Raw genomic sequence first — 19,084 nt, forward strand, 5'->3', positions numbered from 1 at the left:
TGAAGGCGCACCCGAAAATTTCCCTGTCTTTGCGTTCGCTCAAACCGCCACCCGCGCGCTGCGGTTAGGTTGCCGCCCGCAACTGAGCCGACAGGACCTTCCATGAGACCTTTTCCCGCCGCCATCGCCCGCCCCATGAATTTCCTGCCCATTGCCGTGGTGCAGCGAGCGACGGCGGCGATGCTGGCGCAGATCATGAAGCGGCATCCGGATATGTTCGTCCGGCTCGGTGAACATCGTGGCAAGCGCTACGCCTTTCTGCCCGTCGATCTCCCCTTCGCCTTCATGGTCGAGCCGGCAGGTCCTGCCATCACCGTCAGCCGCAAGGCCCGCCTGCCCAAGACGGACGCGGCGGTGGAAGGGCCGCTTTTCATGCTGCTTGCGCTGATGGAGGGGCGGCAGGATGCCGATGCGCTGTTCTTCTCGCGCGATCTCAGCGTGACCGGCGACATGGAGGCGATGCTGGCGCTACGCAATGCGCTTGACGATAGCGGCATCGATCTGCCGCGCGATCTCGGTGCATTTGCCGGGCCTTTCGCGCCAATGGTAACGGGCCTTGCGAACCGCCTGCGCGGCCATGTTATTTCGGAAACGCGGGGAGGTTCGGCATGGAGCTGATCTGTCCTGCGGGAACGCCCGCCGCCTTCCGCGAGGCCGTGGATGCCGGGGCGGATGCCGTTTATTGCGGCTTTCGCGATGAAACCAATGCCCGCAATTTCCCCGGCCTTAATTTTTCCCGCGAGGAACTTGCCGAGGCCATCGTTTACGCGAAAAAGCGCGGTGTCCAGACCTTCGTGGCACTCAACACCTTCATGCGCGCCGGTAGTGAGGATATCTGGTATCGCGGTGCCGCCGATGCCGTGAAGGCGGGGGCGGATGCACTGATCCTCGCCGATTTCGGCCTGATGGCGCATGTGGCGGAACGCCATCCGCAGCAGCGCATCCACGTCTCCGTGCAGGCCTCCGCCTCCAATGCCGACGCGGTGAATTTCCTCGTCGATGCCTTCGGCGCGAAACGCGTGGTGCTGCCGCGTACCCTGACGATTTCCGACATAGCCCGGCTGGCGCGGCAAATCCGCTGCGAGATCGAAATCTTCGTGTTCGGTGGTCTCTGCGTCATGGCGGAGGGGCGCTGCTCGCTGTCCTCCTACGCCACAGGCAAATCACCCAACATGAACGGCGTCTGCTCCCCGGCAAGCCATGTGCGTTACCGGCAGGATGGGCAGGCGCTGGTATCGGAACTCGGCGATTACACCATCAACCGCTTTCCGGCCGGAGAGGCGGCGGGTTACCCGACGTTGTGCAAGGGTCGTTTCGACATCGCCGACGACAAATCCTATGCCTTCGAGGATCCGGTATCACTTGACGTGATGGACCAGATCGATGCCTTGCGCGAAGCGGGGGTCAGCGCGCTGAAGATCGAGGGCCGCCAGCGCGGCAAGGCCTATGTGGCGGAAGTGGTTTCCACCCTGCACCGGGCGCTGGCCGCCAGCGCTGAAGAGCGGGGAAGGCTGCTTTCACGCCTGCGACTCCTAAGCGAAGGTCAGCGCACCACCGTTGGCGCTTATGAGAAACGCTGGAGATGACAGCGATGGCACACACAACAAAGGCCACATTGGCGCTCGGCCCGGTGCTTTATCTCTGGCAGGGCGAGAAATGGCGCGATTTTTACTTTCGCATCGCCGATGAGGCGCCCGTCAGCCATGTCTATCTTGGCGAAACCGTCTGTTCCAAACGGTTTCATTTTACCGAGCCGCATCTGGCCGAGGTGATCGAGCGGCTGGAGAGTGCCGGAAAACAGGTGGTCCTCTCGACGCTTTCCCTGGTCACTCTGGAGCGCGAAAGCCGCCAGCTCCGCGGCCTGATCGCCGACAGCCCCTATCCCGTCGAGGCGAACGATCTTTCCGCGCTCGGCATGTTGCATGGTACGCCGCATGTCGTTGGGCCGATGGTGAATGTCTATAATGCGGCCACTGCGCGGCTGCTCGCCTCGCGTGGGGCAAGCGCCATCTGCTTGCCGCCGGAACTGCCGGCAAGTTCGGTGGAGCGTATCGTGGCGGAAACGCCTGAAGTGGAGTTCGAAATCTTCGCCTTCGGCCGCCTGCCGCTCGCCATTTCGGCCCGCTGCGCCCATGCCCGCGCCAAGGGCAATATCAAGGATAATTGCCAGTTCGTCTGCGGCGACGATCCGGATGGATTGCCGGTCCGCACGCTCGACCGGCAGTCGTTTCTGGCGCTGAACGGCGTACAGACGGTGTCGCATACCTGCCAGTCGCTGCTTGGCGAATTGCAGGATCTGGCCGCCGCCGGCATTTCCCGCTTCCGGCTGTCGCCGCAGGACTGCGACATGGTCGCGGTGGCGCAAATCCATGACGATGTCCTGGCCGGCAGGCGGGAGGCGGAAGACGGCCTTGCACGTCTCGGGCACATCTATCCGGACGTGCCCTTTTCCAATGGTTTTCACCACGGGCAGGAAGGGGCGGCCTGGATCGCCCGTGCCCGCAACACGGCGCATGGGGTGAATGCATGACGACGAACGGGCAAAGCGAGCAAAAGCTGCCCGCAGCCGCACCGGGCGGAGCGGATATCGCGGCGGCAATCCATCTGGTGCGCGATATTGTCTTGCAGAGCGCGCTTGATTGCGCCTGCCGCGACAGGGTGCACGAGGCGCTGCGCGAACTCGAGGATTTCGAGCGCCAGCGCAATATCGTCAAGCTTCTGGCCGCCGCCCGCGAGGAGCGGCGCAAGATCGCGCTCCTGACCGAGATGCTCTGCGATTTCGCCGAAGACGACACGTTGGATCAAGGCGTGGTTGAAACCGCAAGCCTGATGTTTCTCGATATCGCTGCCGCCGCTCAGGAGGGCTCGCGGCTCCTGCGGGACGCGCTCTCACTCAAGAAGGGTGAATAATTCCTGTTTTTGGCCCTGTTTGATCCTGCGCAAAGAGCGGGCGCTTGCAAAATGTCATTTCCGGGGTGGTGACGCGCCGGGACCGGAAAACGGCCTGAGCGAGCGTCACGCGCATCATGGCGCTTCCGGCGCGAAAGGATCAGGACCATGGCCCATCTCACCCGTCGTCAGGCTCTTTCGGCCTTTTCCGGGCTCGCGGTCGCGACACTTGCCGCACCGCATGTTGCGAAGGCGGAAGCGCCGCTCACCTTTTATGGCCCTCCGGCCGCGCCGTCGGCCGTGCTGGCCCATGCGGTAAAGGGCGGGTTCCTGAAGGATGTCGCACCCGGAGCGGTTTTCAAAGCCTGGAAAACGCCGGACGAAATGCGCGCCGCCGTCGCCTCCGGCTCCATGGGAGCGGTGGTGATGCCGAGCTACGGCGTCGCCAATCTCCATAATCGCGGTCTCGGCCTCGGGCTGTTGAACGTGCTGACCACGGGCCTGCTCTATATCGTTTCGAAAGACGGGACGCTGAACTCCCTGCAAGGCCTTTCCGGCAAGACGCTCGCTTTGCCGTTCAAGAACGACATGCCCGATTTCGTGCTACGCCGCCTTGTTGCCGAAAACGGCCTGAAGCCCGGCGACATCAAGCTGGAATATGCCGCTTCGCCACCGGAAGCCGTGCAATTGCTGCTGACGGGACGGGTGGATGCCGCCCTGCTGAGCGAGCCGGCCGCGACCGCCGTGCTCATCAAGGCGAAGTCTTTTTTCATGACCGTCCATCGCACCATCGATATCCAGCGGGAATGGGCGAAGGTGGCCGGCAAGGCTGAAATTCCGCAGGCTGGCCTCGCCTTGACATCGCCGGTCCAGCAAAAACTCGGCAGGGCCGGCATCGAGGCTTTGCAGGACGCCATGGAGACGGCGCTCGCCAGCGCCGTAGCCGATCCGAAGGCGGCGGCCGATGCGGCCGCCGATGTCTTGGGTTTCCCGCCGGAAATCATCGCCGCCTCCTTTCCGACAAGTCATCTGTGCGCCCTGAAGGCGAGCGCTGCGCGCGCCGATCTCGAGGCGTTCTACGATGAGCTTGCCAGGACCGACCCGGCAATCATCGGCGGCCGGCGGCCGGATGACGGATTTTATCTGGTGTAGCAGGCATGAACCGCATTCTCGAAAGTCTTGGCTGGATGGGCCGCTATCTGTGGGCGGGCTGGGCCGGGCTTTCAGGCATTTTCTGTTTTCTCGCCGCCTGGCAGGCCGGGCATGAGATTTATGGCTCCTTCATCCTGCCTTCACCGGGGGAGACCTTCGCGGCAATGGGGCTTTTGGCGGCGCGGCCGGATTTCTTCGCCATCCTGTCGCAGAGCGCCGTCAGGGCCCTGACCGGCTTTGCCATCGCGGCCGGCATCGGCACGGTGGCGGGCGTGCTGGCGGGCTATTCCTTCGCGTCCATGCGGTTGATGAAGCCTGTTGTCACCGTTCTGCTCGGCGTGCCGCCCATCGGCTGGATCGTGCTGGCGCTCATCTGGTTCGGCTCGTCCGGCGGCACGGCTGTCATGACCGTCATCATCGCCTCGGCCCCCGTGTCCTTTGCCGGTGCGCTGGAAGGTGTCGCCAAGCGGGACCGTCAGCTGGAGGTGATGGCGCAGGCTTTCGGCGCTCCGTGGTTTTACCGGCTGCGCACCGTCACCATGCCGCATGTGCTCTCCTACCTCTTCCCGGCCTGGACGACGACGGCGGGAAGCGCGTGGAAAGTAACCGTCATGGCCGAGCTCCTTTCGAATTCCGGCGGGATTGGCGGCGAACTGGCCACCGCACGTGCGCTGTTCGACATCGCGCAGGTCAGCGCCTGGCTCGCCATCACCGTCGCGCTGGCGCTGCTCACCGATTACGGCCTGCTGCATCTGCTGCGCGAGGCGCTGGAACGCTGGCGCGCCGCCGGGTTGCCATGGGGTGTCAAGCGATGAGCGACCGTTCCATCCTGCGTTTCGAACATGTCGGCCACGCCTTTCTCGGCCGCAGCCTGTTCGAGAATTTCGATCTCGGCATAGCGCCGGGGGAAACCGTGGCGCTGCTCGGCCCCTCCGGCAGCGGCAAGACAACGATTTTACAGATCGCAGCCGGTATCATCGATCCTGTTCGCGGCCGCGTGCACCGCCATTATCGCCGGCAGGGTCTGGTGTTTCAGGAGCCGAGGCTGCTGCCGTGGATGACATTGATCGACAATATCGCCTACGGCCTTGCGGCGGCCGGCATGCCGAAACGGGAGCGGCGCGAAAGGGCGGGCCTTTTTGCGCTGGAGGTCGGTCTGGAGGTGGCTGATTTCGGCAAATATCCGGTGGAACTCTCCGGCGGCATGCGCCAGCGCGCGGGCGTTGCGCGGGCGCTCGCCGTGGAGCCGGACATGCTGTTTCTGGATGAGCCCTTCAGCGCCGTCGATGTCGGCCTGCGCCGTCATTTGCAGGAGCTTCTGGTGGGCGCCGCCCGTCGGCGCGGTTTTTCCACGCTTCTCGTCACCCATGATCTTCATGAGGCGTTGCTTGTTGCCGACAGGCTGATCGTGCTCTCCGGCGTCGATGGCCGAGTCGTTGCCGCGCATAAGCCCGCGGGTGCGCCGGGCCGGCGCATGGCGCGTGCGGTTTTCGACGAAGCGGAGCGCCTGTCCGAGAGCCCGGCCTTCGCCGAATTATTTTCAGCAAAGGAGCGTGTGCGATGAGGCAGCCCCCCATCCTTTCTGAAGCCCTGCGGCTGTTTTTCCCTCTGGCCGCCCTGCACGGCGCGGGCTGGCCCTTCCTGTGGGTCGTCATCGGTGGTTATGCCCTGCCTTTCGCCGATGCAGTGCCTGCATCGCAATGGCACGCCCATGAAATGATCTTCGGCACCTATGGCATGGCGCTTGCCGGTTTTCTTGGCTCAGCGGTGCCGGAATGGACGGATACGAAGCCCGCGCAGGGACGAACGCTGCTTCATCTCGCCGGTCTCTGGCTGCCGGGCCGCCTTATCGGCCTTCTCGGGATGGAGGCATGGAGCCTGTTTGCAGGTTTTTTCGATCTCGCCTTTCTGCTCGCGCTCTCTGTTCTCATCGGCAGGGCGATGCTGGCGCGGCGCACGATGAAACACCTGGCATTCCTTATCTGGCTTCTTCTGTTTACGGCGGCTGAAGCGGGTGTGCGTTATGCCTGGTGGAGCGGCGATCTCGAACTTGCATCCCGCTTGCTGGAGGCGGCGCTGTGCATTTTCACCGTGCTGTTTTCGCTTTCCGCCGCGCGTATCAATGTGGTTGTCATCAATCTGGCGCTCGATCCGAGCGGCGAGACCACGCCTTACCGGCCTCATCCCGGCCGCCAGCATATGGCGGGCGCCATGGTGACGCTTTACATGGCGGCGAAACTTTTCTTTCCGCAGAGCGATGTCTGCGCCTGGCTTTCGCTTGCGGCCGGCGCCGCCTTTTTCGACCGGCTGGCCGAATGGTTCATCGGGCGTGCCGTCTTTAAGACCGAGGTGCTGTTGCTTGGCCTCGGCAACGCCTTTGCGGGCGCGGGTTTTCTGGCGCTCGGCGCGACACGGCTCGGTTTTTCCGTCACGCCCGCCGCGGGGCTGCATCTGCTGTCGGTCGGGGCGCTGGGATGCGCCATCATGGCCGTCTTCATCATTGCCGGGCTGCGGCATACGGGCCGCAATCTGACGCATCTGCCATGGCAGGCGCATGTGGCCGCCCTTCTGATGGCGACGGCCGGGCTGGTGCGCATCCTGCCGGAATTCGATTTTGCCGCAACATTATCGCCCTATCACCATGGCCTCAGCGCCGCTTTGTGGGCGGCTAGCTTCTGGGTCTGGTTGCAGGGCTTCCTGCCTTTCATGCGCGCGCCAGGCGTCGATGAGGCGGGCGCATGCGGATGAGACAGACCTTGCCCCGCTGCGTCGACATCACTGTTCCGACGAGTTTGTTTATTTTTTCGGCAAAAGCACAATGTGAAATCAGTGGCTTAGAGGAGGGATATTGATGAATGTTAGTTTTAATAAATAATCAATAAAATCAAGTGGTTGAACATACTTTCTTTTTGGTCGATTATAACTCCAACCAAATAGGGAAACGCGAATATGCCTAAAATAGTCGCGCCTCAGCACGCAGATGAAAAGCCAAGCCGGACGAGGGAACTTGTGACCTTCGCCGTTCTGGCCTTCGGAATCTGGCCCATTCTGGCGGTCGGATTTGTCGGAGCCTATGGTTTTATTGTCTGGATGTTCCAGATCATTTACGGCCCACCGGGGCCGCCCGGACATTGAGGGCGAGATGATGATGGAAGTCTCTCTCAGCCGGCGCGATTTCCTGCGCGGCGGGCAAAAAAATAGACCACGCATCTGTCCCCCCGGGGTCGCGTTGAGCGACCTCGCCGCGTGCAGCGGTTGTGCAAAATGCGTGGAGGCCTGTCCCACCGGCATCATTGCCATGGCGGACGGTTTGCCTTGCGTGGATTTCTCCGCCGGGGAATGCACCTTCTGCGGCAAATGCGCGGAGGCCTGTCCCGAACCGGTCTTTGCCGCCCCCGCGGCGCAGCGCTTCGATCATGTCATGGCGATCGGTGAGGGGTGTCTTGCCTTCGGCAATATCGATTGTCAGGCCTGCCGCGATGCCTGCCCGACTGAGGCCATCCGGTTTCGGCCCCGGCGCGGCGGCCCCTTCGTTCCGGAACTGCTGGAAAATGCCTGCACCGGTTGCGGGGCCTGCGTGTCCGTCTGCCCCGCCAGTGTGATCGAGATCAAAGAGAGAGCCACGGAGATGCAATATGCCTGAAAATACAGGCCGGTATCATGTTTCAAGCGCCGTGGTGGCGGTGATGCCGCAGATGCGGGACGCCGTACTGGCAACGCTTTCAGCACTCGACAATGTCGAGGTTCATGGCGAGGGCAACGGCAAGGTCGTCATCGTCATAGACGGCACGAGCACCGGCATGCTGGGCGATACGCTCACTTATATTTCGACACTCGACGGTGTGATTGCCGCCAACATGGTTTTCGAACACGTCGACACAGAGGAGACAAGCGGCGATGAGCAGCGAACTGACGCGGCGTGATCTATTGAAGGCCCATGCCGCCGGCATTGCGGCGGCAACGGCGGGCATTGCGCTGCCGGCCGCCGCCCAGCCGGTGCCGGGCGGGGTTTCCGCATTGCAGATCAAGTGGTCCAAGGCGCCCTGTCGTTTCTGCGGCACGGGCTGCGGCGTCATGGTCGGCGTCAAGGAAGGCAAGGTCGTCGCCACCCATGGCGACATGCAGGCGGAGGTCAATCGCGGTCTCAACTGCATCAAGGGCTATTTCCTGTCCAAGATCATGTATGGCAAGGACCGCCTGCAAACCCCGCTTCTGCGCAAAAAAGGCGGCGTCTACGCCAAGGACGGCGAGTTCGAGCCGGTGAGCTGGGATGAGGCTTTCGACGTGATGGCGCAGCAGTGCAAGCGCGTGCTGAAAGAGAAGGGGCCGACGGCCGTGGGCATGTTCGGCTCCGGCCAATGGACGATCTTCGAGGGCTATGCGGCCACCAAGCTGATGCGCGCCGGCTTCCGCTCCAACAATCTCGATCCCAATGCACGCCACTGCATGGCGTCGGCCGCTTACGCCTTCATGCGCACCTTCGGCATGGACGAGCCGATGGGCTGTTACGATGATTTCGAACATGCCGATGCCTTCGTGCTCTGGGGCTCGAACATGGCGGAGATGCATCCCATTCTGTGGACCCGCATTGCCGACCGGCGTCTGGGCTTCGACCATGTGAAGGTGGCTGTGCTTTCGACCTTCACCCATCGCAGCATGGACCTTGCCGATATTCCGATGGTCTTCAAGCCGGGCATGGATCTCGTCATCCTCAATTACATTGCCAACCACATCATCAAGACCGGGCGCGTCAACGAAGACTTCGTGAAGAACCACACGAAATTCGTGCGCGGCGTCACCGATATCGGTTATGGCCTGCGGCCCGACAATCCGGCAGAGGTGAATGCCGCCAATTCCGCCGATCCGACCAAGACCGAAGCGATCGATTTCGAGACCTTCAAGGAATTCGTCTCCGAATACACGCTGGAAAAGACCGCCGCCATGACCGGCGTGGAAGCCGGTTTCCTGGAGGAGCTGGCCGAGCTTTATGCGGACCCGAACCGCAAGGTCATGTCGCTGTGGACCATGGGTTTCAACCAGCATGTGCGCGGCGTCTGGGCCAACCAGATGGTCTACAACATCCATCTTTTGACCGGCAAGATTTCCGAGCCTGGCAACAGCCCGTTCTCGCTCACCGGCCAGCCCTCGGCCTGCGGCACGGCGCGCGAGGTGGGCACCTTCGCCCATCGCCTGCCGGCCGACATGACGGTGACCAACCCGGAACACCGCAAACATGCCGAGGAAATCTGGCGCATCCCGCACGGCATCATCCCGGAAAAGCCGGGTTACCACGCCGTGCAGCAGGACCGCATGCTGCATGACGGCAAGCTGAATTTCTACTGGGTGCAGGTCAACAACAACGTCCAAGCCGGTCCCAACACCAAGAACGAGACCTATCAGGGCTATCGCAACCCGGAAAACTTCATCGTTGTTTCGGATGCCTATCCGACCGTCACGGCCATGAGCGCCGACCTCATCCTGCCCGCCGCCATGTGGGTGGAGAAGGAGGGGGCCTATGGCAATGCCGAGCGGCGCACCCATGTCTGGCACCAGCTTGTCGAGGCCTCGGGCGAGGCGCGCTCCGACCTCTGGCAGCTGGTGGAATTTTCCAAACGCTTCACCACGGATGAGGTGTGGCCGGCGGAGATACTGGACGCCAATCCCGCCTATCGCGGCAAGACGCTGTACGAGGTGCTCTTCAAGGACAGCGATGTCGGCAAGTTCCCGTTAAGCGAGATCAACGGCGAATACGAAAACCAGGAAGCAAAACACTTCGGCTTCTATCTGCAAAAGGGTCTCTTCGAGGAATATGCCACCTTCGGGCGCGGCCACGGCCACGATCTGGCGCCTTACGATGCCTATCACGAGGTGCGCGGTATGCGCTGGCCTGTGGTGGATGGCAAGGAAACGCTGTGGCGTTACCGCGAAGGTTATGACCCCTATGTCAAACCGGGCGAGGGCGTGAAATTCTACGGCAACAAGGACGGCAAGGCGGTCATCATCGCCGTGCCCTACGAGCCGCCGGCGGAATCCCCGGATGCGGAATTCGATACCTGGCTGGTGACGGGCCGCGTGCTGGAGCACTGGCATTCCGGCTCCATGACCATGCGCGTGCCGGAACTCTACAAGGCCTTCCCCGGCGCCCGCTGTTTCATGAATGCCGACGATGCGCGCAAGCGCGGGCTCAATCAGGGCGCGGAAATCCGCATCGTTTCTCGCCGTGGCGAAATACGCTCCCGCGTGGAAACGCGCGGCCGCAACCGCATGCCGCCCGGTGTCATCTTCGTTCCCTGGTTCGATGCCAGCCAGCTCATCAACAAGGTGACGCTCGACGCAACCGATCCCATCTCCAAGCAGACGGATTTCAAGAAATGCGCAGTCAAGATAGAGCCGGTCGCATGATCAGGAAACACGGATGGATGATCGCCGCTTTCGTCGTTGCGACGGTGGCGACGGGGGCCGTTGCGCAGATGGTGCCGGAATTGTCTGGCCCGCGCGGCGATGCCATGCAGACCGAACCTGCGAAACCCCTGCCGAAATGGGTGATCGACGATTTCAGGCGCATGCGCGCCTATCCGGAGCAGCCGCCGGTCATCCCGCATTCGATCGACGGTTACCAGCTTTCGGTCAATGCCAACCGCTGTCTCTCCTGTCACAAGCGCGAATTCACGCAGGATTCCGGCGCGCCGATGATCAGCGTCACCCATTACATGACGCGCGAAGGCCAGATGCTGGCGGATGTTTCGCCGCGCCGTTATTTCTGCACGGCCTGCCATGTGCCGCAGGCCGACACACGGCCGCTCGTGCCCAACACCTTTCAGGACATGAGCGAAATGGGCGTCAAACCGGCGGGTAGCGAATGATGATCGCCCGTGTGAAAAAACTTCTCGCGTGGCTCTGGGCGGTTCTGACGACACCGGCCGGCACGCTCAGCCTCGCCTTTCTCACCCTTGGCGGTTTCGTCGGCGGGGTCATGTTCTGGGGCGCGTTCAACACCGCGCTCGAAATGACCAACAAGGAAGCCTTCTGCATTTCCTGCCACGAGATGCGCGCCAATGTTTATGAGGAATTGACCCGGACGGTGCATTTCTCCAACCGTTCCGGCGTGCGCGCCTCCTGTCCGGATTGCCATGTGCCGCATGAGTGGACGGACAAGATCGCCCGCAAGATGCAGGCCTCGAAGGAGGTCTGGGGCAAGATTTTCGGCACCATCGATACGCGCAAGAAGTTCCTCGACAAGCGGCTGGAGCTTGCCCAGCACGAATGGTCCCGCCTGAAGGCCAATGACAGTCTGGAATGCCGCAACTGCCATTCCTCCGCCGCCATGGACTTTACCAAACAGACACAGCGCGCCGCCGATATTCATTCCAAATATCTGCTGACGGGCAAGGCCACCTGCATCGATTGCCATAAAGGCATCGCTCATGAATTGCCCAATATGGAAGGCATAGACCCCGGCTGGAAAATGCCGCCGGCGCTCAACGACCAGCCGGGGCCGACGGCCTCTGCCGTCGACGACCTTAGACGTGCGATGACGGATGTGCATCGGAACGTTTTCTGATCGCCTGAAAAAGAAGCCGTGCATCCCTTCGGGCGCACGGCGTTTTCGTCAGTAGAACCGGATCGCGGCTGTCGCGACGATCCGGTTGCCAATATGTCTGTGGCTTAGCCGATCTTCACATTGTCATCGCGCTTGATGGCGATGACGGTCGAGCGCGGCAGCTTGCCTTCGCCATCCGGGAAGGGGGCGTCGGGGTGCTGGATGCCGACGAAGTGGGTGCGCTTGTCGCCGGACCATGTCTGGCCGGTGACTTCGGAACCCTTCGGGGCGGTGAGGAAGCGCTGGATACGGCCGGTGGCCGGGTCGCCCGCCAGCATCTGGTTGTTGCCCTGGCCGGCGAAGTTACCTTCATTGGTGTCCTCGCCATCGGTCTGGATCCACAGCAGACCGGTGCTATCGAACATCATGCCGTCAGGCGAATTGAACATGTTGCCTTCGTTGATGTTCGAAGAACCCGCATAGGCGTCCTTGTGGACGGTGGGGTTGCCGGCCATGCAGAACAGGTCCCACTTGAACTTGCCGTCCGCATGGTCGTCATTTTCCGGATACCAGCGCACGATCTGACCGTATTCGTTCTTTTCGCGCGGGTTGGCGGCATTGATCGTCATGGCGTCGCCGCCGGCATTGGCGCGCAGCTTGCCGTCCTTCATTTCGCCACGGCGGCTGTTGTTAGTCAGCGCGCAATAGGCTTCGATGGCGACCGGGTTGATGGCGACCCATTCCGGTCGGTCCATCGTCGTTGCGCCCACCTTGGAAGCGGCCTGACGGGTGAAGACGCAGATTTCGTCGATCTTCATGCCGGTGGTTTCAGGCGTCAGGGCGAGCCATTCGCCGGCGCCGTCGTCGGAAAACTTCGCGACGTAGAGCGTGCCTTCGTCGAGCAGCTTCGAGGTGTCGCCGCCCGGCACGTAGATGCCGTTGGAGACGAATTTGTAGAGGAATTCGCCACGCTCGTCGTCACCCATGTAAACGACGACACGGCCATCGCGGGCGATGACCACGGCGGCGTTTTCGTGCTTGATGCGGCCAAGCGCGGTGCGCTTGATCGGGGTGGAGGAGGCGTCCGAAGGATCGATCTCGACCACGTAACCGGCGCGGCGCGGTTCGTTGGGGTTCTTGGCGACGTCGAAACGCTCGTCGAATTTCTCATAGGCGTAGCGCGTCTCGGCGACGATGCCGTAACGCTTGTAGTCGTCAGGCAACTTGAAGGCGGCGTCGGTGGTGCCGAAATAGCCGTTGAAGTTTTCTTCGCAGGTGAGATAGGTGCCCCACGGCGTGCGGCCGGCGCCGCAATTGTTGAAGGTCCCGAGACAGTCGACACCCTTCGGGTCGGCGGCGGTCTTGACGAGATCGGAGCCTGCGGCCGGGCCGGAAAGCTTCATCGGCGTATTGTGGTGGATACGGCGGTTGAAGGGGCTGTCGAGAACGATCTTCCAGCCATCCTTGTCTTCCGCGACTTCCATGACGGTGACGCCCTGCATGTTCTGCAGGATCTTCACGTCGTCGGCCGTCTTCGGATTGCCCTTGTCAGTGTGCGGCAGGTTGATTTCGGGGTTCACATATTCATGGTTGACGGCGATCAGCTGGTGGCTGCCGACCACGAAGAGTTCCATGCCGTCGGTGTTTTCGCCGAAGACCTTGTCGGAGTTTTCAACGCTGACGCCCTTGGCGGGGTCGAGATCGGGAACGTTGGAGAACAGCGGCTGGCCCCATTTCGCCAGCGGCTTCCAGTTATAACCTTCCGGGACATGGATGGTGTTGTCGGTGGCGGCGGCAACCGGCTTGAAGGGGAAACGGCCGACGGCGGCTTCCTGCGCTTCGGCCGAGGTGCTGCTCATCAGGTTGCCGAGCGTGCCCATGGCGGCCGCGGCCGAACCGAAGGCAAGCACGCCGCCGAGAAAGCCGCGGCGGGAAATCGCGGTTTCGACAACGCGGTCGAAATCGGTTTCGGCCGGCGGCGGGTTCTGCAGTTCGTCCCACTCGTCCCAGGACAATTTGCTCGTATCGATGTCGGTCATAGTCTGTCTCCACCGTTGCTTGTTTGGAATCATTCCAGCAAGGTGCCTACCGTCCGAATATTTCATTCGGATGACGGAAAGGGCAGTATCGGCGGTCATTTTCCCTGCGCCGGGGCGGCGTTTTTCGTCAGCGCCCGATCAGGATGCGGGTGACAAGAAAGCCGTCGAAGCGGCAGAAACGGAAGGGAATCTCCGTTCCCCTGCGCCATTCGCCTATGTCGGCGGTCAGCCGCAGCGAGGCCGAGCCGTTGTCGTCGAAGCCGGATAATTCCGCCGCCTCGAAAAAGAAAAACCGTTTCACTGTCGGATAAAGCGCCTTGAACAGGCTTTCCTTGGCCGAAAAAATCAGGCCGGTCATGAAGGGGTCTATGACGTTGCCGAGGTTGTGGCGTTCATGCGCCGTCAGGGCCTGCGCGGCGATATCGCAGGCTTCCTCTTCAGTCAGGAGCCTTTCGATATCGATGCCGATGCCGCGGAACCGCCCCGAAGAGCCGGCAATGGCAATCGCCCGCTCATGGCTGTGGGAAATCGCGCCGATCACGCCTTCGGGCCAGATCGGCGCGCGGTCCTCACCCATACCGGGAAAGCTGGAGCGGCCGGTGAGACGGCGGATGGCTTCGGCCGCGCATCTGCGCCCGGCGATGAACTCCGCCTTGCGTTTGGGCAGGGCGTGTAAAAGCTGCGGCGGCAAGGGAGGGACCTCGCCGCCGCAACCCTCATCGGCGCTGTAATGAAGGGTGAGGCAATGGCAATCGCAGCTGTCGTCCGGCCAAGGCCAGATGGCCTCCGGTGGATCGCCGGAGACGGCTTTGCGATGAAACGCCGTTGCAATGGCCATGTCCGTCACCTTCATCCAGCGGCCTAGATCATGCGCTCACGCTTTTCGCCATCCCGCGTCTGTTCAGGCCGCAAGCGTTGCGCCGCCATCGACGACGATCTGCTGCATCGTCACGTGGCCTGCCTGATCGGAGGCGAGGAACAGCACCGTATCGGCGATATCGTCCGGCCTCGCGATCTTGCCGAGCGGAATGCCGAGCTTGAACTGATCGGGCAGGCCGGCGACCAGCCGGTCCTTGCCGGAAGGATCGCTCAACATGCCGGCAAGCATCGGCGTATCGGTGGAGCCGGGGGAAACGACATTGCAGCGCACGCCATAAGGCGCAAGCTCAAGGGCGGCGCAATGGCTGAGGCTGACCAGCGCCGCCTTGGAAGCGCAATAGGCCATCATGCCGATGCGCGGCACGACGGCGGCATTGGAGCCGACATTGACGATGGCGCCGCGCCCCTGCCGCTTGAAGGTGCCGCTCCATTGCCGCAGCATATAGAACGGCCCGGCGGCATTGACATCCATGCAGGCCTTCCAGTCCTCTGGCGTCAGGCTTTCGCTGTCGCCGAGCCGTAAAATTCCGGCGGCATTGACCAGAATATCGAGCCCGCCCCATTCGCTCTCTATCGCCTTGCAGGCCGTCTCCACCGCCGCCGCGTCAGTGATGTCGAGCGCGATCTGGCGGAAGGGGGCCTCCGCCGTGTCAGCCAGAAGGTCGAGGCCGATGACCTCGGCCCCTTCCTCGATGAAACGTTCGGCGATGCGGCGGCCGATGCCCTGGGCCGTGCCCGTCACCAGCACGCGCCGTCCGGTAAATCTCTGTTGCGTCATCTTGTCCGTCCGCTCAGGCTGCGAGCCGCTTTTCTTCGATCAGCGTCCACCAGGCGGAAAGTGTCGGCACACGGGCCAGCTCATCGAAGCCGACGGTGACACCGCGCTCCTTCAATTCGCCGGCGAGCTTCATCACCTGCAGCGAATCCAGCCCGTAGAAGATCAGGTTTTCATCGGGGTCGATATCGCTTTCATCCTCCACCATCTGCAGGACGCGGGCTTTCAGCCATTCGCGGGTGCCGGTGGCCTCGCCTGCGCCGACAAGGCTTGCGGTGTCGATCACCACGCCGCAGCGCGTCGCCACATATTGCAGCGCCATGCGGTGTTCGGCCTCGGAAAAATCGGCGACACCGTCACCGATCATGAAGGGCTGAATATCCTTCATGAAGGCTTCAACCGCCGTCATCATGCAGCCGATATGGGCGTAAACGCCGCCGACGATGATCTGGTCGCGGCCCCAGCCTTTCATGCGCTCAGCAAGATCGGAACGCTGGAAGGCGCTGTAGCGCCATTTGGTCAAAACCACGTCGTCGGGCGTCGGCGCGAGCTTGTCGACCACCTTCTGCAATTCGGGATCGACGACAGTAAGACCCGGTCCCCACATGTCGTTCAGCAGCGCGCGGTCGCCGGGCGGCTGGTTATGCGGCTGGGCGGTATAGATGACCGGCACGCCGTTCTGAACGGCCCATGCCTTCACCTTGGCGAGATTGTCGATGAGGGCCGTGATCAACTTGCCGTCCGCCTCGTAGAACCGCAGGAAATAACGCTGCATGTCGTGGATGAGAAGCACGGCGCGTTTCGCATCGGGCTGCCATTTTGTCTTGTTGGCCGGAAAGCTCGCGGCGACCGGCATCGGATAGTCGGAAATGGTGGGGATCGTCATGATGACCTCGGTTTTTTGCTGCGCCGGCTCGGGCGGCGCGTAATCTTTGGAATTGGGGACGCCCTTTTGAGCGTCCCTTTCGGTTGGCGCTGCCTGTCAGGCGCTGATGGCGACGGGGGCCATCAGCAGGTCGCGCAGGCGCTTCTTGTCGATCTTGCCGACGGCGGTGAGCGGCATGGCCTCGATGAAGCGCACGCGGTCCGGCAGCTTGTAATCCGCGACGCCGAGACCGGCGAGATGCTGGCGGATGGCCGGCGCCCTAAGCGCGGGATTGCGCGACACGACGAAGACGCAGCTTTTTTCGCCGAGAAGTTCGTCCTGCATCGCCACCAACGCCGCGTGCGTCACATCCGGATGCCGCAGGATCAGGTTTTCCACCTCTTCCGAGGCGACCTTTTCGCCGCCGCGATTGATCTGGTCCTTCACCCGGCCAACGACCCGCAGATAACCTTCGGGCGTGCGCTGCACGACGTCGCCGGAATAATAGAAGCCGTCCTTATCGAAGACCCGGGCGCTGTGTTCGGGGGCGCGGTAATAGCCCCGGAACGTGTAGGGACCACGGGTCGCCAGCATGCCGGCTTCGCCCTCGGGCACGTCGTTGCCGTCCTCGTCAACGATGCGGATTTCGTCGTCCGGGCTGATCGGCCTGCCTTGCGTGGTGAAGACGATATGGTCGGGGTCACCGAAGCGGGTGTAGTTCACCAGACCTTCCGCCATGCCGAACACCTGCTGCAGATCGCAGCCCAGCACCTCCGGCACCTGGCGGGCGAGCGCTTCGGCGAAGCTTGCGCCCCCAACTTGCAGGAGCTTGAGGGATTTCAGCCGTTCGCGATGGGCGGGAGCCGCCTGCAGCCACAGCGCCACCGCCGGCGGCACCAGCGGCACAATGTCAACGCGATGTTTTTCGATCAGATCGAAGCAGGCAAGCGGCTCCGGATTGGCGGCCATGACCACGGCACCGCCGGCGTGGAACACCCCAAGCGCGCCGGGTGAGCTCATCGGGTAATTATGCGCCACCGGAATGGCGCAGAGGAAGCGGGTCTGCGGCGACAGTTCGCAAATCTCCGCGCTGGCCCGGGCGCTGTAGTCGTAGTCGTTATGCGTCCGGGGGATCAGTTTCGGCGTTCCGGTGCTGCCGCCGGAAAGCTGGAACAATGCCACCTCATCGGCGGCGGAAGGGGCGTAAGCCGGTGGATTTTCGGCCGGGGCGGCCAGCTTCTGCTCCAGGCTGCGCTGCGGATCGGTTTCGCCGAGCAGCAGGGTCACGGCAAGCTTTGGAGAGACCGCCTTCAGCGCCTCCACAAATGTGTCATCGGCGAAAAGCTCGTGGCTGCGTGAGGCGATCACCAGCTTCGGCGCGATCTGCTCCGCATAGGAGGTCATTTCCAGTCGGCGATGGCTGAAAAGCGCATTGACGGGGGCGGCGCCGATTTTGATGAGCGCGAAAAAGACGAGATAGAACTCGGCTATGTTCGGCAATTGCACCAGCGCCGTATCACCCCTGCCGATGCCTGCGGCGGAGAGATGTCCGGCCAGATTGGAGGATTGCCGGTCGAGGTCGGCGTAGCTGAAACGACGGTCGCCGCAGATCAGCGCTGTGGCGTCCGGCCGGCGCTCCACCTGTTCGGCGAGAATGCCGCTCAGCGGCCGGTCGATCCAGTAGCCGCGTTCGCGGTATCGGCGAACGAAATCCTCGGGCCAGCGTTGGAATTCGATTGTCATGGTTTGTCCCTGGAAAAATTAGGCCGCAAGACCGCAGGCGTTCAGCATGGTCTTGAGCTTGGTCTGCACCTCGGCCCATTCGGATTCGGGCTCCGAGGCCTCCACGATGCCCGCGCCGGCGAAGAGCCGCACGGTTTCCCGCTGCACGGTGCCGCAACGGATCGTCACCACCCATTCGCCATTCCCTTGCGAATCCGTCCAGCCGACCATGCCGGTGAAGAGGCCGCGCTCGAAAGGCTCGACGAAGCGGATGAGGCGATGGGCGCGCTCGGTGGGGAAGCCGCAGACGGCTGGCGTCGGGTGCAGCAGGCAGGCAAGCTGCAGCGCATTGGTTTCCGGATCGGCGAGACGGCCTTCGATGCGGGTCGAAAGATGCCAGAGCGCCGCCGTATTGATGAGGGAGGGTTTTTCGGGAACATCGAGTTCCGCGCAGACCGGCGAAAGCAGCGAGCGGATATCCTCGATGACGAGGCTATGCTCGTAATGATCCTTTTCCGAGGCCGAGAGCCGATGCGCATTGGCCTTGTCCGCCGCCGGATCGACCATGCGTTTTGCCGATCCCGCCAGCGGGTTCGAGGTGATTTTCTCGCCCTGCTTGCGAATAAGAAGTTCCGGGCTGACGCCGATCAGGTCGCCGCCATCGGGCAGCGGAATGCGGAACTGGTAACCTTCGCGGTTCTGTTTGGCCAGACTCGCCAGCAATCTTTCGACATTGACCTCGGAGGCGAAAGTCAGTTCACGCATGACGGAAAGCACCGCCTTGCGGACTTCGGAATGGCGGAAATTGACGATGGCATGTTCGACGGCATGCTTGAAACCGCTCTCGTCCGGCAGGCTGTTCTGGCCGACAAGTGCAGGCATGGCCGAATCGGCGACGATCGGCTCCGCATCCTTGGAATTCCATTCATAGTTGTATGGGATATATAGGCATGAGGGTTCGCTGACATCGAAGGGGATCGCGCCGATGGCGATTGGGTTCTCCTGTCCCTCCCGCTGCGCACGCTCGAACGCGCCGGCCAGTGCCTGCTGCAGCGGGCTGGCAATGTCTTCGCCGCCGCGGGCAGGAATCGCTATCTTTTCGCGAATGCCCTTGGCGCGCAATTGCCCGTTGCCGGACGTAAACAGAAATTCTCTATTAAATTCAGTAATTTCGTCGGATTCGACGTCATTCGTCCTGAGTGCTCCCGTTTTCATGGGATGCC

At 62.3% G+C, this 19,084-nt stretch carries 20 protein-coding genes; 14 read left to right on the plus strand and 6 right to left on the minus strand.

Features of this window, described 5'->3' with window-relative positions; all coding sequences use genetic code 11:
- Positions 1-102 precede the first annotated feature (102 nt).
- From ubiT to AGR7B_RS21675, 14 genes are all read left to right on the plus strand, one after another.
- Positions 103-618 (plus strand): ubiquinone anaerobic biosynthesis accessory factor UbiT, encoded by a 516-nt coding sequence (gene ubiT / locus AGR7B_RS21610; protein ID WP_080857846.1) that lies wholly within the window; start codon positions 103-105, stop codon positions 616-618.
- Positions 609-1,586, plus strand: coding sequence for a ubiquinone anaerobic biosynthesis protein UbiU (gene ubiU, locus AGR7B_RS21615; RefSeq protein ID WP_080857847.1), 978 nt, complete (start codon positions 609-611; stop codon positions 1,584-1,586). The genes ubiT and ubiU overlap by 10 nt, the downstream gene beginning before the upstream one ends.
- A gap of 5 nt (positions 1,587-1,591) precedes the next feature.
- On the plus strand, positions 1,592-2,530 hold the full coding sequence (ubiV, locus tag AGR7B_RS21620; protein ID WP_080858204.1) for a ubiquinone anaerobic biosynthesis protein UbiV: 939 nt from the start codon (positions 1,592-1,594) through the stop codon (positions 2,528-2,530).
- A complete protein-coding gene (locus tag AGR7B_RS21625; protein WP_080857848.1) occupies positions 2,527-2,910 on the plus strand; it encodes a hypothetical protein in 384 nt (127 codons plus the stop codon). The genes ubiV and AGR7B_RS21625 overlap by 4 nt, the downstream gene beginning before the upstream one ends.
- Positions 2,911-3,057: 147 nt before the next feature.
- A complete protein-coding gene (locus AGR7B_RS21630) occupies positions 3,058-4,041 on the plus strand; it encodes an ABC transporter substrate-binding protein (protein ID WP_080857849.1) in 984 nt (327 codons plus the stop codon).
- A gap of 5 nt (positions 4,042-4,046) precedes the next feature.
- The gene (locus AGR7B_RS21635) at positions 4,047-4,856 is read left to right on the plus strand and encodes an ABC transporter permease (protein ID WP_080857850.1); all 810 of its coding nucleotides are present in this window, start codon (positions 4,047-4,049) and stop codon (positions 4,854-4,856) included.
- Entirely contained in the window at positions 4,853-5,605 is a 753-nt protein-coding gene (locus AGR7B_RS21640; protein ID WP_080857851.1) for an ATP-binding cassette domain-containing protein, read from the plus strand. Before AGR7B_RS21635 ends, AGR7B_RS21640 begins: the two co-directional genes overlap by 4 nt.
- Positions 5,602-6,789 carry an NnrS family protein gene (locus AGR7B_RS21645; protein ID WP_080857852.1) on the plus strand — a complete coding sequence of 396 codons (1,188 nt, stop codon included), beginning with the start codon at positions 5,602-5,604 and terminating at the stop codon, positions 6,787-6,789. Before AGR7B_RS21640 ends, AGR7B_RS21645 begins: the two co-directional genes overlap by 4 nt.
- Before the next feature lie 201 nt (positions 6,790-6,990).
- Positions 6,991-7,176 (plus strand): periplasmic nitrate reductase, NapE protein, encoded by a 186-nt coding sequence (gene napE / locus AGR7B_RS21650; RefSeq protein WP_003585411.1) that lies wholly within the window; start codon positions 6,991-6,993, stop codon positions 7,174-7,176.
- 7 nt (positions 7,177-7,183) lie between these two features.
- On the plus strand, positions 7,184-7,684 hold the full coding sequence (locus tag AGR7B_RS21655) for a ferredoxin-type protein NapF (RefSeq protein WP_080857853.1): 501 nt from the start codon (positions 7,184-7,186) through the stop codon (positions 7,682-7,684).
- Complete coding sequence (locus tag AGR7B_RS21660) at positions 7,677-7,964, plus strand: chaperone NapD (protein ID WP_080857854.1); 288 nt, start codon at positions 7,677-7,679, stop codon at positions 7,962-7,964. The genes AGR7B_RS21655 and AGR7B_RS21660 overlap by 8 nt, the downstream gene beginning before the upstream one ends.
- The gene (gene napA, locus AGR7B_RS21665; RefSeq protein ID WP_080857855.1) at positions 7,939-10,443 is read left to right on the plus strand and encodes a periplasmic nitrate reductase subunit alpha; all 2,505 of its coding nucleotides are present in this window, start codon (positions 7,939-7,941) and stop codon (positions 10,441-10,443) included. The genes AGR7B_RS21660 and napA overlap by 26 nt, the downstream gene beginning before the upstream one ends.
- Entirely contained in the window at positions 10,413-10,904 is a 492-nt protein-coding gene (locus tag AGR7B_RS21670) for a nitrate reductase cytochrome c-type subunit (protein ID WP_065655264.1), read from the plus strand. Before napA ends, AGR7B_RS21670 begins: the two co-directional genes overlap by 31 nt.
- A gap of 2 nt (positions 10,905-10,906) precedes the next feature.
- Positions 10,907-11,602, plus strand: a complete 696-nt coding sequence (locus tag AGR7B_RS21675) for a cytochrome c3 family protein (protein WP_269313700.1) — start codon at positions 10,907-10,909, stop codon at positions 11,600-11,602.
- A 104-nt stretch (positions 11,603-11,706) separates the two neighbouring features.
- Here AGR7B_RS21675 and AGR7B_RS21680 read toward each other — a convergent pair whose 3' ends face one another.
- From AGR7B_RS21680 to AGR7B_RS25665, 6 genes are all read right to left on the minus strand, one after another.
- Complete coding sequence (locus AGR7B_RS21680; protein ID WP_080857856.1) at positions 11,707-13,620, minus strand: PhoX family protein; 1,914 nt, start codon at positions 13,618-13,620, stop codon at positions 11,707-11,709.
- A gap of 127 nt (positions 13,621-13,747) precedes the next feature.
- On the minus strand, positions 13,748-14,458 hold the full coding sequence (locus tag AGR7B_RS21685) for a 4'-phosphopantetheinyl transferase family protein (protein WP_080858205.1): 711 nt from the start codon (positions 14,456-14,458) through the stop codon (positions 13,748-13,750).
- Between the two features lie 63 nt (positions 14,459-14,521).
- On the minus strand, positions 14,522-15,277 hold the full coding sequence (dhbA, locus tag AGR7B_RS21690) for a 2,3-dihydro-2,3-dihydroxybenzoate dehydrogenase (protein ID WP_078053267.1): 756 nt from the start codon (positions 15,275-15,277) through the stop codon (positions 14,522-14,524).
- 13 nt (positions 15,278-15,290) lie between these two features.
- Complete coding sequence (locus AGR7B_RS21695) at positions 15,291-16,160, minus strand: isochorismatase (protein ID WP_078053266.1); 870 nt, start codon at positions 16,158-16,160, stop codon at positions 15,291-15,293.
- 96 nt (positions 16,161-16,256) lie between these two features.
- Positions 16,257-17,882 (minus strand): (2,3-dihydroxybenzoyl)adenylate synthase, encoded by a 1,626-nt coding sequence (locus tag AGR7B_RS21700; protein ID WP_078053265.1) that lies wholly within the window; start codon positions 17,880-17,882, stop codon positions 16,257-16,259.
- 18 nt (positions 17,883-17,900) lie between these two features.
- Entirely contained in the window at positions 17,901-19,076 is a 1,176-nt protein-coding gene (locus AGR7B_RS25665; RefSeq protein ID WP_078053264.1) for an isochorismate synthase, read from the minus strand.
- Between the last annotated feature and the right edge of the window lie 8 nt (positions 19,077-19,084).

It is taken from the genome of Agrobacterium deltaense RV3 (assembly GCF_900013505.1).
Taxonomy (GTDB): domain Bacteria; phylum Pseudomonadota; class Alphaproteobacteria; order Rhizobiales; family Rhizobiaceae; genus Agrobacterium; species Agrobacterium leguminum.

What these genes read in the sequence shown, in the direction of transcription:
- AGR7B_RS21655 (WP_080857853.1), top strand. Translation starts at nt 7,184, where the DNA reads ATGATGATGGAAGTCTCTCTCAGCCGGCGCGATTTCCTGCGCGGCGGG.
- AGR7B_RS25665 (WP_078053264.1), bottom strand. Translation starts at nt 19,076, where the DNA reads ATGAAAACGGGAGCACTCAGGACGAATGACGTCGAATCCGACGAAATT.
- AGR7B_RS21685 (WP_080858205.1), bottom strand. Translation starts at nt 14,458, where the DNA reads ATGGCCATTGCAACGGCGTTTCATCGCAAAGCCGTCTCCGGCGATCCA.
- ubiV (WP_080858204.1), top strand. Translation starts at nt 1,592, where the DNA reads ATGGCACACACAACAAAGGCCACATTGGCGCTCGGCCCGGTGCTTTAT.
- dhbA (WP_078053267.1), bottom strand. Translation starts at nt 15,277, where the DNA reads ATGACGCAACAGAGATTTACCGGACGGCGCGTGCTGGTGACGGGCACG.
- AGR7B_RS21630 (WP_080857849.1), top strand. Translation starts at nt 3,058, where the DNA reads ATGGCCCATCTCACCCGTCGTCAGGCTCTTTCGGCCTTTTCCGGGCTC.
- AGR7B_RS21680 (WP_080857856.1), bottom strand. Translation starts at nt 13,620, where the DNA reads ATGACCGACATCGATACGAGCAAATTGTCCTGGGACGAGTGGGACGAA.
- napA (WP_080857855.1), top strand. Translation starts at nt 7,939, where the DNA reads ATGAGCAGCGAACTGACGCGGCGTGATCTATTGAAGGCCCATGCCGCC.
- AGR7B_RS21695 (WP_078053266.1), bottom strand. Translation starts at nt 16,160, where the DNA reads ATGACGATCCCCACCATTTCCGACTATCCGATGCCGGTCGCCGCGAGC.
- AGR7B_RS21670 (WP_065655264.1), top strand. Translation starts at nt 10,413, where the DNA reads ATGCGCAGTCAAGATAGAGCCGGTCGCATGATCAGGAAACACGGATGG.
- napE (WP_003585411.1), top strand. Translation starts at nt 6,991, where the DNA reads ATGCCTAAAATAGTCGCGCCTCAGCACGCAGATGAAAAGCCAAGCCGG.
- AGR7B_RS21625 (WP_080857848.1), top strand. Translation starts at nt 2,527, where the DNA reads ATGACGACGAACGGGCAAAGCGAGCAAAAGCTGCCCGCAGCCGCACCG.
- AGR7B_RS21640 (WP_080857851.1), top strand. Translation starts at nt 4,853, where the DNA reads ATGAGCGACCGTTCCATCCTGCGTTTCGAACATGTCGGCCACGCCTTT.
- ubiU (WP_080857847.1), top strand. Translation starts at nt 609, where the DNA reads ATGGAGCTGATCTGTCCTGCGGGAACGCCCGCCGCCTTCCGCGAGGCC.
- AGR7B_RS21660 (WP_080857854.1), top strand. Translation starts at nt 7,677, where the DNA reads ATGCCTGAAAATACAGGCCGGTATCATGTTTCAAGCGCCGTGGTGGCG.
- ubiT (WP_080857846.1), top strand. Translation starts at nt 103, where the DNA reads ATGAGACCTTTTCCCGCCGCCATCGCCCGCCCCATGAATTTCCTGCCC.
- AGR7B_RS21700 (WP_078053265.1), bottom strand. Translation starts at nt 17,882, where the DNA reads ATGACAATCGAATTCCAACGCTGGCCCGAGGATTTCGTTCGCCGATAC.
- AGR7B_RS21645 (WP_080857852.1), top strand. Translation starts at nt 5,602, where the DNA reads ATGAGGCAGCCCCCCATCCTTTCTGAAGCCCTGCGGCTGTTTTTCCCT.
- AGR7B_RS21635 (WP_080857850.1), top strand. Translation starts at nt 4,047, where the DNA reads ATGAACCGCATTCTCGAAAGTCTTGGCTGGATGGGCCGCTATCTGTGG.